The organism is Rhodospirillales bacterium (genome assembly GCA_020638175.1).
Classification (GTDB): Bacteria; Pseudomonadota; Alphaproteobacteria; order Micavibrionales; family Micavibrionaceae; genus JACKJA01.
Genome location: JACKJA010000002.1, coordinates 528,564 through 544,294, shown reverse-complemented (window position 1 = coordinate 544,294; position 15,731 = coordinate 528,564). Strand labels below are relative to the sequence as shown.

Below are 15,731 nucleotides of genomic sequence, written 5' to 3'. Positions count from 1 at the left end.
ATCCTGAGCGTTAGCGAAGGATCCAGTCTCATTTAATTTGACAGATTCTTCGCTTCGCTCAGAATGACAAATTAAAATTTTTACTGCAACTTCCCGATCAATGCTTCAATCTGTTCCGGGGTGCCGACGGATTCGCAGGCGATATCCTTATCAATGCGTTTGATAAGCCCGCACAGCACCTTCCCCGCGCCCAGCTCAATCATTTCCTCGACGCCTTGCGCCTTCATCCACTGGACCGATTCGCGCCAGCGGACCGTCCCGGTAATCTGGTCAACCAAAAGCTGGCGGATTTGCGCCGGATCGTCTGTGCCTTGCGCAATCACGTTCGCAACAACCGGAACGCACGGTTTGCGGATATTAGTGTCGGCCAAAGCTGTCGCCATTTTCTGGGCGGCCGGGGCCATCAGAGAACAGTGAAACGGGGCACTGACCGGTAGTTCGATTGCCCGCTTGGCGCCTTTTTCCTGCGCCATGGCAATGGCGGCCGCCACGGCGGCCTTATGCCCCGATACAACCACCTGGCCATCAGAATTGTCATTGGCGGCCTGACAGATTTCCTCGTTACCCGAAACGGCGGCGGCGATTGCCTGCACATCCTCGAACGCCAGCCCCAGAATAGCCGCCATAGAACCTTGCCCGACCGGCACGGCGGCCTGCATCGCTTCGCCGCGCAATTTCAAAAGACGCGCGGTATCGGGCAAATCCAACGCCCCCGCCGCCGTAAGCGCCGCATATTCGCCCAGCGAGTGGCCCGCCACGAAAGCACATGTCTCGTCGAGTTTGATCCCGCCTTGCCGCGTTAACACATTTACCACGGCCATAGACACCGCCATCAAAGCGGGCTGAGTATTCGCCGTCAGGTTCAAGTCGGTATCCGGGCCGTTAAATATGAGTGCGCTCAGTTTCTGGCCGATGGCATCATCGACTTCTTCGAATGTCTGCCTTGCTTCCGGGAACGCATCGGCCAAATCCTTGCCCATGCCAACAAACTGCGACCCCTGGCCGGGGAATACAAAGGTACGTTTCATATCGCTTGCGCCTTTACTTTCGTTTTATGGTTATCCAACCCATTGATAGCGCGGGATGGATCGTCATTCAAGCTGACTCAGTTTTTTCTTGCTTTTGGCCCACAATTCCGCAATAGTGCCCGGCATTCGAAAACCTCGCTGGTGCCTATAGACGTATCAGCTTTGTTTTTGGGCTTTGCAAGCGCGGTGTTTGCAAGTCTGGAAGGCAAAACCGAGAGGAGAAAATATATGCCTTATTATGAAACCGTGTTCATCGCACGGCAGGACCTGTCATCTGCACAGGTTGAAGCCATGACCGAACAATTCTGCCAGATCATCAAAGATGGCGGCGGAAAAATCCACAAAACCGAAAACTGGGGTCTGCGGACGCTGGCTTACAAAATCAACAAAAACCGTAAAGGTCACTACGTTTTGATCGAATCCGACACGCCGGCACCGGCGGTACTGGAGATGGAACGTCTGATGCGCCTGAACGAAGATGTCATGCGTTACATGACCATCCGCGAAGATGCTCTGTCCGAGGGTCCGTCCATTGTTATGGACAAAGGTGGCCGCGACCGTGATGACAATAATAATGATGAGAAGGAGGCCGCGTAATGAGTGCGACAGATACACCGACAACAAAACGCCCGTTTTTCAAACGGAAGAAAACCTGCCCGTTCTCTGGCCCGAATGCTCCGGCCATTGACTGGAAAGACACACGGACGCTGGGCCGTTATATCTCTGAGCGCGGGAAAATCGTTCCCAGCCGGATTACAGCCGTGTCCCAGAAAAAACAACGCGAGCTGGCGACCGCCATCAAGCGTGCCCGTTACATGGCTTTGCTGCCGTATGTCCGTCAAGAAATGGACAATACCGGCTCACGCTAAGGGATAAAGAAAGGATAAAAACAAATGTCTGCTGCAATGGAAATTATTTTGCTGGAGCGCGTCGATAACCTCGGAAAGATGGGCGACGTTGTAAAGGTAAAAACCGGATATGCGCGTAACTACCTGTTACCGCAAAACAAGGCTCTGCGGGCAACGAAAAACAATGTTGCCTATTTCGAAGCCCAGAAAGCTTCGCTGGAAAAACTCAGCGCCGAAAAACAAAAGGATGCTGAAAAAGCTGCGAAGAAACTTGATGGAGCCAAAGTCAACCTGATCCGTCACGCTTCGGAAAGCGGTCACCTGTACGGGTCCGTTACCTCCCGCGATATCGCCGTCGCGATCAGCGAGCAAAGCGGTGAAACCGTTGACCGTCAACAGGTTATCCTGACCGATGCGATCAAATCGATCGGTTTGATCCCTGTGACGCTGGCGCTGCACCCGGAAGTCAAGCTGGAGATTACGCTGAACATCGCCCGTTCAAGCGAAGAAGCGAAAATCCAGGCTGAAACCGGGCGGGCCCTGGTTGCCGGTTCCGAAGAAGCTGCCGAAGCGGAAGCCGCTGAAGCCGCGAAGGAACAGATGCTGGAAGACGCCGCACTGGAAGCTGAAAAAGTCAAAGCGGAAGCTGCCGAAGCGGAAGCCGCCGAGGAAGCCGAACGCGCTGCCAAAGCTGCTGAAAAAGCTGCCAAGAAAGCCGCTAAAGAGGCTGAAGAAGCTTCCGATGAAGCTGAGGCACCGGCTGAAGAAGAGAAAAACGAAGACGCTTAATTTTCTTCCTTATAAAGATACAAGAAACCGGGCTGCGATGGCCCGGTTTTTTTGTTGCTGTCTAATAAAGAGGTTTTACGGTGCCAGAGACAACGGCCTGAACATCGAATTTGATGAAACCGTCTCAGACGCTACTTCCACTTCCAACTCTTTTGCGATTTCTTCTTCTGCGCTGCCCGTTGTAATTTCAACAAAGGGGACTGCCGGCACTTCCGGTTCTACATATGTGCCCGGTTCTTCGATCGGACGCCATTTATGGACAGATTCAGAAACCGCCACTTTGGCTAAAGCCACAGCCGGAGATACTGCAGGCTGGGCATGCGCTTCACTGATCAACGAAAAACCGCTTGAAGGTTGATCTGCGGTGTCTTTGTTGTGATTGGCTGCCGTGTTAAAGCTCACTTGCGGCAAGACCAGCGCCGTCGCGAGGGCTATCCCTACGGCCCCAATAATAGAGACGACATCTCCGGCACGATTTGCCGTATTTTCCGACATTTTATGTGTATATCCACCATATTGATCGTGATGATCGGCGAACTCTCTTGGATCGTATGGAACGGCATGCCGCTCGCTATTACCTAATATACTCATTACACCCTCTCTTGGACCTTATGGTCCTTTTTAGTTTTCATAGCATCGAAATATCATGCCTTACATCTTCCTGTCCATAAAATTCGATATTTCTAATATAACTGATTCCCGTTCCGATCGTATCGGATTTTTGCCCCCGTGATTCACAGGGCTGTGGATTATAAAATACTGGCATCAAGGGGCGCTTGTCTGTAGTCTAACCGTCATGGTCACAGAAACTGTTATACAAAATATCGCCCCGGTGCAGGACAACGACGGCAACAAGCCCGGTTATCGCTCTCTGCCTGCCAATCTGGAGGCTGAGCAAGGTCTTCTGGGGGCGCTGCTGGTTGATAACCGCGCGATGGAAAAGGTCGGCGATTTCCTGCGGTCCGAGCATTTTTACGCAGCGCCGCACCGGCGGATTTTCGATGCGATTGCCACCATGATCGACCGTGGCCAGACCGCCAGCCCGGTGACCCTGAAAACCTATTTCGAGAAAGATTCGGATTTAAGCCATGTCGGCGGCGCGGCATATCTGGCCGATCTGGCAGCCAGCGTTGTCAGCATCGTTAATGCCGAGGATTACGCCCGGACCATTTACGACCTGCATTTACGGCGGGAACTGATTACGCTGGGCGAAGACGTTGTCAATGAATCGTTCGAGCACACCATCGAACGGGACGCCGTCGCCACCATCGAACACGCCGAAGCCCGCCTGTTCAAACTGGCCGAAACCGGCGATATTCGCGGCGGATTCCTGACCCTGAAAGAATCGGTCCTGACCGCCATTGAAATTGCCGAAGTTGCCTTCAAAACCGATGGTCATGTGACCGGGGTTACGACAGGGCTGACGGACCTGGATGCAAAACTTGGCGGGCTGCACAAATCCGACCTTCTCATTCTGGCCGGACGGCCGTCGATGGGTAAAACGTCGCTGGCGACCAATATTGCCTTTAACGCCGCGAAAAAATATGCCGAAACCGGCGGCGCGGAAGGTGCTATCGTCGGATTTTTCTCGCTGGAGATGTCCGCCGACCAGCTGGCCACCCGGATTTTGGCCGACGAATCCGAGATTTCCGGGGATGCCATCCGGAAAGGCAATATCAGTGAGTCCGATTTCCGGCGCTTTGTCGAAGCCTCGCAGGTGCTGGCGCAAGTGCCGCTTTACATTGACGATACACCGGCCCTGTCGATTTCAGCGGTGCGGACGCGGGCGCGACGGCTCAAACGCCAGCACGGGCTGGATTTGCTGGTGATTGACTATCTGCAACTGTTGCAGGGTTCCGGCTCGCGCCAGTCAGAGACCAGCCGGGTGAACGAGATTTCCGAGATTACCCGCGGTCTGAAGGCGATTGCCAAGGAATTGCAAATCCCGGTGATTGCCCTGTCCCAGCTCTCGCGGGCCGTTGAACAGCGTGAAGACAAACGCCCACAACTTTCGGATCTTCGTGAGTCCGGTTCTATCGAGCAAGATTCCGATGTTGTCATGTTCGTGTACCGGGAGGAATATTATCTGGCGCGGGAAGAACCGACGCAGCGCGCCAGCGAAGGCGAAGAAAAATTCCTTGAACGGCACGAGAAATGGGCGCAACGTTTGCAGGAAACCGCCAATACCGCCGAAGCCGTCATCGCCAAGCAGCGGCACGGGCCGATTGGCATTGTCCGGATGTTCTTTGATCCGAACCTGACGCGCTTTTCCGATCTTGATAACCGGCATTCATGATGACAGCGGCGCCGCTTTCCTCTCGCCCTGTTTCCCCATCGCCAACTGTGCCTGCGCGCCTGACCGTTGATCTGGCGGCTCTCCGGAACAATTACCGGTTGCTCAAACAAGCGGCGGGCACCGCCGCCGTTGCCGGAATCGTGAAAGCCAACGCTTACGGGCTAGGGATGGAACAGGTTGTCCGCGTTCTGGAATCAGAGGCTTGTCCGCATTATTTTGTCGCGACGCTGGAGGAAGCCATCGCCCTGCGGGCCTTGACGAACAAACCGATCGCGATGCTCGGCGGGCTGTGGGCCGGGTGCGAAAATGAATATCTCCATCACGATATCACCCCGGTTTTGAATTCTCTGGACGAAATCGCGCGCTGGCACGATACCGCCCGCAATAACAATCAAGGGCTTTCGGCTTTGATTCATTTCGATACCGGCATGAACCGATTGGGGATAACGCTTGCAGATACGGATATTTTGCTCAACGATTTTTCCCGGCTGGACGGGCTTGATGTCCAAATGGTGATGAGCCATTTCGCCTGCGCCGATGAAAAAGACAGCCCGATGAATGCGGCCCAGTTTCAAAAATTTTCGACCATCGCCAGCCGCTTTCCTAACGCCCAAAAATCACTGGCGAATTCGTACGGACTGTTTCGGAATCCCGCTTATTGTTTTGATATGGTGCGACCGGGGATCGCTCTGTATGGTGGCAATCCGGCACCGGAAGGCGCTAACAAAATGAATCCGGTCGTGAGTTTAAACACCTTGATTTTACAGGTAAAGTCCATTCCTGAAAATGAAACAATAGGATACAACGCTACGTACCGTTTTAAAAAAGAGGCGCGCGTTGCTACCGTTGCCTTGGGCTATGCCGACGGGTTTTTCCGGTCTAATAGCAACAAGGCAATCCTGTACCTGAACGGTCGCCCCTGCCCGGTGATCGGACGGGTGTCGATGGACCTTGTGACAATCGACATTGGCGATCAGGACGCCCGGCCCGGCGATATGGTCGAGGTGATCGGCCCGCATCAAAGCGTCGATGATCTTGCGGCCAGCGCCGGGACCATCAGCTATGAAGTCCTGACCAGCCTCGGTCATCGTTTCGAGCGCAGCTACGAAGAATAAAACATAAAAAAAACGGCCCCATATACCAAAGTACAGGGGCCGCCATTAATATTTAAAACTTCAAAAATTATCGTGTGAAAACGTTGGGAATAAAGCTTCCCAAACCGCCGGCCTTTTGTTTGGCGGCCCCAGTCGCAGCGCCCGCTGCACTATCGACAGCCCCTTCAGCGGCTTTTTCCATTTTTCCCGGCGCAGAGCTTTTCAAGTCATTTACTTTTTCTTTGCCTGCCTTGTACTTTTCCTGCGTAAAGCATTCAACGGTGTTCCCCAGCGTTGCAAAGGTTTGTTTCACATTAGCCGTTTGTGCATTGTCGGGCAGCTCCTTAACAACCGCTCTCATGTGCGACAGGGCTTCACTGTTAATGTCGCCATCGTCACCAAGCAGCGGCGTTTTTTCCAAACCTTCCTTGTCCTTTTTATAGTCATCCCAGGATCCTTTGGAACCCCGACCGGTTACACCATCAATGGCGCCCTTGTAATGACCCGTGTATTTCAAGAATTTCTGGGCAGCGCGTTTACGGTCATCGACACTGCACTTTTCATCAGTCACATCCAGCGTACTGGCAACCTTGCCACCAAAATCAGATACGGCTTTTCCCGGATTTGACTGGCACCCCCCCAGATTTGTAGCGCCGACAGCCGTAGCCAACACGATTGCAAGACGTTTTTGAGAATTAATATTCATGATTTACACCCTCTTATTTTGTAAAATTATCGCAAATAATAATCATTTGCCGCACTTTTACATATGAAAGTCTGTGGTGCAATTATTTTTTATAAAAAAAGCACGCCACTTCCGTCTGGACCCGCTTTCAAAAATGTTTTAACGTTCCCAAGCTGTTATCAATCTGAGGATTCGCGAAAAACATGTCAGATCACGCTCACGAGCATCCGATAATGGACGAATGCGTCAAGGACAGTAAGCTGGCCATTGATTACGTGCTGGATTCCTGCGCGGCAATCGGCAAAACAGTTTTACACCTGTTTGAAACAACCGGGCGGCTGGTTCATTTTATGCTCCGGGCCATTATGCACGTTTTCCTGCCGCCGTTTTTTCCGCGGCTTATCGGCAAGCAACTCATTGATATCGGCTATTACTCCCTGCCTGTGGTTGGCATGACGGCCTTGTTTACCGGGATGGTGCTGGCGCTGCAGAGCTATACCGGCTTTACCCGGTTTAACGCGGAAGGCGCGATTGCCGGGGTGGTTGTGCTGTCCGTAACGCGCGAGCTGGCTCCTGTGCTGGCGGGCCTGATGGTCGCCGGGCGGATCGGCGCCGCGATAGCCGCTGAAATCGGCACCATGCGCGTCACCGAGCAAATCGACGCCCTGACGACGCTGTCCGTTAATCCGTTCAAATATTTGATCGCGCCACGGATCATCGCCGGGGTTTTGATGCTGCCGGCGCTGGTTTTAACCGGCGATATTATCGGCGTGTTCGGCGGTTATGTGGTTAGTATTTACAGCCTCGGGTTTTCCCCCGGTTCGTACCTGACGCAGACCTGGGACGTTCTGGAAAAGATGGATGTGATGTCCGGCCTTTACAAAGCCGCCGTCTTTGGGCTGATTGTCTCCCTGATGGGCTGTTACCATGGTTTTAACTCCGGGCGCGGGGCACAGGGCGTGGGCGCGGCCACGACGAACGCCGTTGTCTCGGCCTCGATCCTGATCCTGATCTTTAACTATATCCTGACGCAGGTGTTTTTCTCATGACCGGAATTCCCCCGAAATTACAGCTGTGCGGCGTCAAAAAAGCTTTTGGTAAAAACCGGGTTTTACAGGGCGTCGACCTGCAAATCCCGCAAGGTAAATCCATGGTCGTGATCGGGGGATCGGGAACCGGTAAATCCGTGATGCTGAAATCGGTTTTGGGTATCATCGCGCCGGACGAGGGTTCGATCCTGATCGACGGCCATGAAACAATTGGCATATCAGCAAAAGAGCGTGACAGAATGATGCGTAAATTCGGCATGCTGTTTCAGGGCGCGGCTTTGTTCGATTCCATGAAAGTCTGGGAAAATGTAGCGTTTGGCCTCGTGCAGGGACGCGGCATGAACCGCCGGGATGCTTATGACCTGGCGATTGAAAAAATGGCCGCTGTCGGGCTTAGCAAGGATGTCGGCGACCTGTTTCCGGCGGAGCTGTCGGGCGGCATGCAAAAACGTGTCGGGCTGGCGCGCGCGATTGCCGCCAACCCGGAGATTATTTTCTTTGACGAACCGACCACGGGTCTCGACCCGATCATGGCCGACGTCATCAACGACCTGATCGTCAAATGCGTCAAGGAACTGGGGGCCACGGCCCTGTCGATTACGCACGATATGGCCAGCGCCCGAAAAATCGCCGACTATGTCGCGATGATCTATCACGGGAAAATTATCTGGTGCGGGCCGGTTGAAGAGCTCGACGATTCCGGCAACGAATATGTCGATCAGTTCATTCACGGCCGCGCCCGCGGCCCGATTACCGATCTCCATGCCAAAGCTGCCTGAACATAGCGGCCTTGGCCGTCCCGGTGTCGGGGTTGGAATCTGGATTTTCCACAATGATAAAATTTTGTTTTCCCGCCGGATTGGCAAGCATGCCCATGGCACGTGGGCCTTGCCCGGCGGACATCTGGAGCACGGTGAAAGCTTCGAAGATTGTGCCCGGCGCGAAGCCATGGAAGAATGCGGACTGGAAATTCACGATATCCGGCTTTACACTGTTACCAACGATTATTTCACGGAGAACGGTAAACACTATGTGACCGTGCATGTTGTCGCCCGATCCGATTCAGGCACATTTAAAAACCGCGAACCTGAAAAACATGCCGATTTTGGCTGGTACGCATGGGAAAATATGCCAACCCCGCTTATGAAACCTATTGAAAATATGCTAAAGCAAGGGGTGTCACCGCCCGCTGATTTTATGAAGCGTTCAAAAAAGTAATCTAGACTCTTTCCTCATACGCGCGCCTGTGCCATATAAATGCCCATGCGCTTTTTCTGGTACACAGTCATGGCTTTGTTTTCGCTCGGCATGATCGGCCTGGTTGTCGGTATTGTCGGAGCGATTTACCTTGTCTCGTGGTATGGCCGTGACCTGCCGGAATATGCCCAGCTTAAGGACTACGAACCGCCGGTGATTACCCGTCTTTATGCCGGGGATGGGCGGTTGATGGCCGAATATGCCGAAGAAAAACGCGTTTTCGTGCCGATCGAGGAAATTCCCGATATCGTTAAAAACGCCTTTATCGCAGCGGAAGACAAGAATTTTTACACCCATCCGGGCATTGATTATTTCGCGATCATGCGCGCGGTGATCCGCAATCTGCAAGGTGAAAGCCTGCAAGGCGCTTCGACAATTACCCAGCAAGTCGCCAAGAATTTCCTGCTCACCAACGAGCGCACCTACACCCGGAAAATCCGGGAAGCGATCCTTGCTTACCGCATGGAGCGCGCGCTGAGCAAAGACCGCCTGCTGGAGCTTTACCTGAATGAGATTTATCTGGGCGCGGGGTCTTACGGCGTGGCTGCCGCCGCCCTGAATTACTTCAACAAGTCCCTTGATGAACTTCAAATCCACGAAGCCGCCTTTCTGGCCGCCTTGCCGAAGGCGCCGAACAACTACCATCCCGTGCGCCACCATGAGGCCGCGCTGGACCGCCGGAACTGGATCATCGGCCGGATGGAAGAAGACGGCTATATCGGAGAGGGAGAAGGAAGCCTGGCCAAGGATATGCCTTTGGAGATGGTTAATGCCGACAACGCCCGTACCGTGAATGCGCCCTATTTTGCCGAAGAAGTCCGGCGGAAACTGATTGATCGCTATGGCGATGAAATCCTGTATGGCGGCGGGCTGGCCGTTCGTACCAGCCTTGACCCCCGGCTGCAGAACATCGCCGCCCGTGCCCTGCGTGACGGGTTGGTGGAATATGATCGCCGCCATGGTTATCGCGGGCCTGTGGCCCACTGGGAGTCGATAGAGGACTGGCCGGAACGGCTTGAAAGTTTGCCTATTCCCGGGAAACCCGATGACTGGAAAACCGGTCTGGTTCTAAAAGTCACGAACGGGGAGGCGACCGTTGGCCTTTCCGACAAAAGCCGGGCGCCCCTGTATCTTAAACATTTGGGCTGGGCCCGGAAAACCAAGGACAAAGGGTATCTTGGTCCCAACGTCACATCCGTCAAAGACGTCCTGCAAGAGGGCGACGTGATTATGATCGACCGGGTTGATGTCGATGGTGAAAAGGTTTGGGGGCTGCGCCAGATACCGGCTGTGAATGGTGCGATCGTTGCGCTCGACCCTCACACAGGCCGGATTTTGGCTATGGAAGGCGGCTGGTCATACGAACAAAGCCAGTTCAACCGGGTCACACAGGCCACTCGCCAACCGGGTTCGGCCTTCAAACCGTTTGTCTATCTGGCGGCGCTGGATAAAGGCTTCACCCCGGCTACGCTGGTTTTGGATGCGCCGCTGGTCATCGACCAGGGACCGGGCCTGCCGAAATGGCGGCCTTCGAACTATTCCAACGAATATTACGGCCCGACGCCGATCCGGGTGGGGATCGAAAAATCACGAAACCTGATGACCGTCCGGCTGGCGGAATATGTCGGCATGGACAGCATCGTCGATTATACGAAAAAATTTGGCGTTATGGATGACCTGCCGCCGCTTTTGGCCAATTCACTGGGATCGGGGGAAACGACCCTGTTGCGCCTGACTACCGGGTACGCCCAGTTTGTTAATGGCGGGAAAAAGATAAACCCCACCATGATCGACCGTATTCAAGACCGGCGCGGGACGACCGTTTTTAACCACGATACGCGGCCTTGTGCGTATTGCGGATCCCGCGTGGCCTGGGAAGAACAGGATGTCCCTAAGATCCCGGATATCCGTGAACAGATTGCCGATCCGCGCCGTGTTTACCAGATCGTCTCCATGCTGGAGGGGGTTGTCCAGCGCGGCACCGGGGTTCGAATCAAATCCCTGAACCGTCCTCTGGCCGGGAAAACCGGAACAACCAACGATTCGAAAGATACGTGGTTTATCGGCTTTTCCCCGGACTTGGCTGTAGGTGTTTTTGTTGGATTTGATGATCCGAAACCTATGGGCAAAAAAGAAACCGGATCTTCCGTCGCCGTTCCTATCTGGAAAGAATTTATGGAGCAGGCTTTGGAAAACACCCCGCCGACACCTTTCCGGGTTCCTCCCGGCGTCCGGCACGTCCAGATCAACGCTGAAACCGGGGCGCGGGCGCAACCCGGGGATGAAAGAGTCATATGGGAAGCTTTTCTGGTCGGGACCGAGCCTACTGAAAAGATGTATATTCTGGACGGTAGCGGCATCAACCTCCTTCCCTCCCTTGGCGGCTCTCCGCAAAACAACGCTTCGATCGGCACGGGCGGGCTGTATTAGCTCCAAAATCCGGAAAAAATAAATTTTCCTCTGAATATTGTCTTTTAAAGCCTTTTTCTTAGCATTTGCTGTTTGTCGGCGACGCTAAAGTCGCTATACTATTGCGTTGAAGTGTTTATTTATCCGGCTAAATTTTTCTGGAATTATCCTGAACGATGAGTTTTATTCGCAAAGTCCTGTTACCTTTTCAAGTTGCCCTGCGGCAGTCCGTTGACAGCTTTATCCGTCTGGAAACATCGGATGACGATATAACAATGGTCGCTGAAGATGGCTCGCTAATTTCCTATATCAAGGTTGACGGCAGCCGGCAGGTCATCGGGGAAGAGGAATATCAGCTCCTGATTGAAGGCGCGACGCTGAAAATCGGTGCCCGTTTTGACCGCCCCGGCCATGCCCTGCAGATCTATTTTGTACGGGATCCGGGACGGATTGAGGCGCACCTGAAAAAACTCGTCCGGCCCTGCAAAGTGACCGCCGAAACCATCGAAATGGATATGGACGACCTGTTCGAAGAGCGGGTCCGAAACCTGAAAAAATATGTATCTTACGAGGAATGCTATTTTGTTCTCTGGACCCGCCCGGAGGTTCTGACCAAAACGGAAATGCAGCGTGCGGCCAAAGACGCCCGCAGCAATAATCAGAAATGGGTCAATGCCGGTTATGCGCAGAACCCGTTGGCGGCGCTGCCCCCTCTGCGCACCCGTCATAAAAGCTACGTATCGGCCATTCTGGCTTCGCTGCACGAGCTTGGCATTATGGGTGAGACTATGGAAGTCCATGATGCCCTGCGGGCCATCCGTAACAATTTGCACCCCGACCACGCCAACGAAGACTGGAAAGCCTGTCTTCCGGGAGATCCTATCCCGCCGCGAGCGCCGACAGAGCCTCACGACCTTTCCGACATTATGTGGCCGGCCCTGAAACAGCAGCTCTCAACAAGTAATGCTGTTGTCGTAGACAACACAATCGTACGAATCGGGAATCTCCTGTGGGGCGGCGCCGATATGACGCTGGGGCCGATGGACGCCTTGCCGTTTACCCAGCTCCTGAATCGTTTGTTCGACGCCAAGGTCCCTTACCGGATATCTTTCCTGATCGAAGGCGGGGGTGCCAATGCTTCGGCGTTCCGGGCCTTTATCGCAACGATTTTGGGGGTCACCAACGCGCTTAATAAACAAATCAAGTTTTCCCTGGAAAACCTTCAGAGCATGGCGCGCCGGGAACCTGTTATCAAGCTGCGGGTGTCTTTTGCCACATGGGCACCGGCCGACGATATGAGGACCATACAAAACCGTTTATCCGTTCTGGTTCAGGCCGTAGAGAGCTGGGGATATTGCCAGGTCAGCGAGATATCCGGGGATCCGCTTGATTGTGTCATGTCTTCCGCCATGGGTATTCACTGTGCGGGGACGGCGCCGACCGCGATCGCGCCCATGTATGAAATTATGAAGCTTTTGCCGTGGCAACGGGCGTCCAGCCCGTTTGATAACGGCTCTATCCTGCTGCGAACAGCCGATGGGAAAATATGGCCTTATCAAACAGGGACCAACGTCACCACCACTTGGTTCGACCTGGTTTTCGCGCAGCCGGGTGCCGGTAAGTCGGTTTTGCTGAACTCCCTGAACCTTGGCACTTGTCTTTCTGCGGGTTTAAGCAAATTGCCCTATCTGGCGATTATTGATATCGGGCCTTCCTCATCCGGTTTGATCTCCCTGATTAAGGAAGCCCTGCCCATGGGCAGGGATCATGAAGCGGCTTACTACCGTTTACAAATGGCTCACCAGTTTGCCATCAACCCCTTTGATACACAGCTGGGTTGCCGCTTTCCCCTGATTGATGAAAGAAGCTATCTGGTTGAGCTGCTGAGCTTGCTTTGCACGCCGCCGGGGCATGACAAACCGTATGACGGTATCCAGCAATTATCCGGGATGGTTGTCGACGAAATGTTCCGTTGGCGGGACGATGGCTCGGCTAACGCCGAACCCCGGCCTTACCTGCCGCGACTGGATCCGGATGTGGACGAAGCGCTGGCGAAGTTTAACGTTCATCTGCCTTCTGATCCTTATTGGTGGGACGTCGTCGATAAAATGTTCGATCTGGATCAGATTCACATCGCCGGTCTGGCGCAGCGCCATGCCGTCCCGACGCTTAGCGATGCCGTGACTGCGGCGCGCCGGCCCCAGATTCGCAGCCTTCTGGAAGAAACATCTGTCGGGTTCAGCGCCGAAAATGTTGTTAACGCCTTTGAACGGATGATTACCTCTGCCATTCGAGAACTGCCGATTTTGGCCTCTATCACCCAGTTTGATATCAGCGACAGCCGGGTTTGCGCCCTCGACCTTATGGACGTTGCCCCCCAAGGCGACGAAGTGGCGGACCGGCAAACTTCGATTATGTACATGTTGGCACGCCATGCTCTGGTCCGCAGCTGGTGGGTCGGACCGGAATCCCTGCAATTCATTCCTGAAAAATACCGCGATTACCATGAGTTGCGGCTTCAGGATATCGGGGAAACACCCAAACGGCTTTGTTATGATGAGTTTCACCGGACCAGTTCCTCTGGCGGGGTGCGCGGACAGGTTATTCGTGACGTACGGGAAGGCCGTAAACGCGGCGTCCAGATTATTCTGGCATCACAGCTTCTGGACGACTTTAGTCAGGACATGATCGATCTGGCCACCGGCGTATGGGTTCTGGGGACCGCCGTTTCCGAAGCTGCCGTTGAAAACATCCGGGAGCGGTTCGGTTTGTCTGAAACGGCCCGTGATGTTATTCGTTTCCGCCTGACAGGCCCAAAATCCGGCGGGGCGCCGATGCTGTTTATTCTGGGGACCAACGATGGGCGCTATGAACAATACCTGATTAACACATTGGGGCCGATCGAACTTTGGGCGCTATCGACATCCATGGAAGACGTAGCTATCCGTAACCGTCTGTATGGTCGGTTGGGGGCAGGTACCGCCCGCCGTTTGCTGGCCGCCACCTTCCCCGGCGGAAGCGCCCGCGGGGAAATCAAGCGCCGGGTTCTGGCAAAAAGCGAGAAAGAAGGCGAAAGCAAGAGCGCCATGACCAGCGCTGTTATCGAGGAAATCGTTCAGGAGCTGGTAACCAAGGCTGAACAGAAAAAAGAACAAGAATACGATAGCAGACTTGACGAGGTGTCATGACCGATAAAGACAAAGTCCGGCGTGATAAGGCTGCCAAGGCAGACGAACCTGAAAAAGAGGTGCCTGCCTCTGACGAAGAAACCGAAACACCCGGAAAGACAAAAAAGAAAACACCCGGGTGGATGTATCTTGCCGGCGGGGCGGGTGCGCTTTTAATTTTGGTTATATGGTGGGGGATGCAACCCCTGCGGGGAAGTGTTCATTACGGGATATGCAAGACCTTCGTTGAAACACAGCTGGCCTATCCGAGCACTTTGAGCGTTAGTTCCTATGACCAGTTCGGCCCGGCCGTGCGTATTTACCTGAACTATTTTGACCCCTTTGGCGAATACAAGCAGACTTTGGTCCGGTGCGTTTTTCAAAAAGATGAAAATACCGGCCAGATCACCTTGCTGCTCGACAAAGTTAAAATCGGACGAATCGACGTCGATCAGGAAAAATTATGGGCGTTTAATGAAACGGTCCCGACTATCTTGCAATATGAAATGGACTTGTCCGTTCCGCGCCCGCCGGGTGAAGATATTGAAGACCTGAAAACCAACTAACATTCCTGAAGACCGCTGTTTCGTCTCTGATTTCAGCCGATCGTAAAGACTTTCTTAATATTTTACCTCTATGGTGTAATGAAATGAATTTATCATAAATGCCGGATATTTAAATCCGGACAGGTGAGGACAATAAAACGGCAGGCTTTCTTATGACGCAAAAAACGGTACAAAAACATCACAAAGGAAAGGGGCAAATCCCCGCGGCCGCTGTAGCGGACAGTCCGGTTTTGAAGCCGTTAGTAACACAGATGCATTTTGATCTGGTCGTCAACGAACAAGGACAAGCCTGGGTGCTGCATGACAAACCTCTGCCCAGTGTTTTGCAATGGGTCGAATATGACCGGCAAGAAAGCACCCTGACCCTTATCCTGCAGGGTGGGAAGCTTCAGAATATCGGGATGAACGTCGAAAAGCATATCGACGAATACTTGAAAGACATTGAACAGATATGCGTGGCTCATATGAAGGCCGGCACTATGGCTGATTTCGGACTCGTTCCGCTTCTGGTCCGCGACATAGTCTGGCATTAGGGGGTAAAAA

15 protein-coding genes are annotated in these 15,731 nt (G+C 53.6%); 12 read left to right on the top strand and 3 right to left on the bottom strand.

Translation table 11 applies throughout. The annotated features are described in order from the left end of the window. Window positions 1-80: 80 nt before the first annotated feature. A complete protein-coding gene (fabD, locus tag H6868_02675; protein MCB9988221.1) occupies window positions 81-1,028 on the bottom strand; it encodes an ACP S-malonyltransferase in 948 nt (315 codons plus the stop codon). A gap of 228 nt (window positions 1,029-1,256) precedes the next feature. On the opposite strand from fabD, the gene rpsF reads away from it, so the two are divergent. The 3 genes from rpsF to rplI are packed head-to-tail and all read left to right on the top strand — an operon-like array spanning window position 1,257 to window position 2,665. Further along, window positions 1,257-1,625: a 30S ribosomal protein S6 gene (gene rpsF / locus H6868_02670; protein MCB9988220.1), complete on the top strand. Its 369-nt coding sequence runs from the start codon at window positions 1,257-1,259 to the stop codon at window positions 1,623-1,625. After that, a complete protein-coding gene (locus H6868_02665; GenBank protein MCB9988219.1) occupies window positions 1,625-1,897 on the top strand; it encodes a 30S ribosomal protein S18 in 273 nt (90 codons plus the stop codon). The genes rpsF and H6868_02665 overlap by 1 nt, the downstream gene beginning before the upstream one ends. 36 nt (window positions 1,898-1,933) lie before the next feature. After that, the gene (gene rplI, locus H6868_02660) at window positions 1,934-2,665 is read left to right on the top strand and encodes a 50S ribosomal protein L9 (protein MCB9988218.1); all 732 of its coding nucleotides are present in this window, start codon (window positions 1,934-1,936) and stop codon (window positions 2,663-2,665) included. Between the two features lie 75 nt (window positions 2,666-2,740). On the opposite strand, the gene H6868_02655 is transcribed toward rplI, so the two are convergent. Further along, complete coding sequence (locus H6868_02655; protein MCB9988217.1) at window positions 2,741-3,256, bottom strand: hypothetical protein; 516 nt, start codon at window positions 3,254-3,256, stop codon at window positions 2,741-2,743. Between the two features lie 205 nt (window positions 3,257-3,461). On the opposite strand from H6868_02655, the gene H6868_02650 reads away from it, so the two are divergent. Further along, the gene (locus H6868_02650) at window positions 3,462-4,961 is read left to right on the top strand and encodes a replicative DNA helicase (protein MCB9988216.1); all 1,500 of its coding nucleotides are present in this window, start codon (window positions 3,462-3,464) and stop codon (window positions 4,959-4,961) included. After that, the gene (alr, locus tag H6868_02645) at window positions 4,961-6,076 is read left to right on the top strand and encodes an alanine racemase (protein ID MCB9988215.1); all 1,116 of its coding nucleotides are present in this window, start codon (window positions 4,961-4,963) and stop codon (window positions 6,074-6,076) included. The genes H6868_02650 and alr overlap by 1 nt, the downstream gene beginning before the upstream one ends. 67 nt (window positions 6,077-6,143) lie before the next feature. Here alr and H6868_02640 read toward each other — a convergent pair whose 3' ends face one another. After that, entirely contained in the window at window positions 6,144-6,761 is a 618-nt protein-coding gene (locus tag H6868_02640) for a hypothetical protein (protein ID MCB9988214.1), read from the bottom strand. Between the two features lie 212 nt (window positions 6,762-6,973). Here H6868_02640 and H6868_02635 point away from each other — a divergent pair, with 212 nt between their 5' ends. The 7 genes from H6868_02635 (at window position 6,974) to H6868_02605 (ending at window position 15,721) form a co-directional block, all read left to right on the top strand. Beyond that, a complete protein-coding gene (locus H6868_02635) occupies window positions 6,974-7,789 on the top strand; it encodes an ABC transporter permease (protein ID MCB9988213.1) in 816 nt (271 codons plus the stop codon). After that, window positions 7,786-8,568 carry an ATP-binding cassette domain-containing protein gene (locus tag H6868_02630; protein MCB9988212.1) on the top strand — a complete coding sequence of 261 codons (783 nt, stop codon included), beginning with the start codon at window positions 7,786-7,788 and terminating at the stop codon, window positions 8,566-8,568. Before H6868_02635 ends, H6868_02630 begins: the two co-directional genes overlap by 4 nt. Beyond that, the gene (locus H6868_02625) at window positions 8,552-9,007 is read left to right on the top strand and encodes an NUDIX domain-containing protein (GenBank protein MCB9988211.1); all 456 of its coding nucleotides are present in this window, start codon (window positions 8,552-8,554) and stop codon (window positions 9,005-9,007) included. The genes H6868_02630 and H6868_02625 overlap by 17 nt, the downstream gene beginning before the upstream one ends. Window positions 9,008-9,052: 45 nt before the next feature. Then, the gene (locus tag H6868_02620; protein ID MCB9988210.1) at window positions 9,053-11,476 is read left to right on the top strand and encodes a penicillin-binding protein 1A; all 2,424 of its coding nucleotides are present in this window, start codon (window positions 9,053-9,055) and stop codon (window positions 11,474-11,476) included. A gap of 155 nt (window positions 11,477-11,631) precedes the next feature. Continuing rightward, the gene (locus H6868_02615; GenBank protein MCB9988209.1) at window positions 11,632-14,643 is read left to right on the top strand and encodes a type IV secretion protein IcmB; all 3,012 of its coding nucleotides are present in this window, start codon (window positions 11,632-11,634) and stop codon (window positions 14,641-14,643) included. Then, window positions 14,640-15,188 carry a hypothetical protein gene (locus tag H6868_02610; protein MCB9988208.1) on the top strand — a complete coding sequence of 183 codons (549 nt, stop codon included), beginning with the start codon at window positions 14,640-14,642 and terminating at the stop codon, window positions 15,186-15,188. Before H6868_02615 ends, H6868_02610 begins: the two co-directional genes overlap by 4 nt. Window positions 15,189-15,340: 152 nt before the next feature. Next, on the top strand, window positions 15,341-15,721 hold the full coding sequence (locus H6868_02605) for a hypothetical protein (protein MCB9988207.1): 381 nt from the start codon (window positions 15,341-15,343) through the stop codon (window positions 15,719-15,721). The last annotated feature ends 10 nt before the right edge of the window (window positions 15,722-15,731 follow it).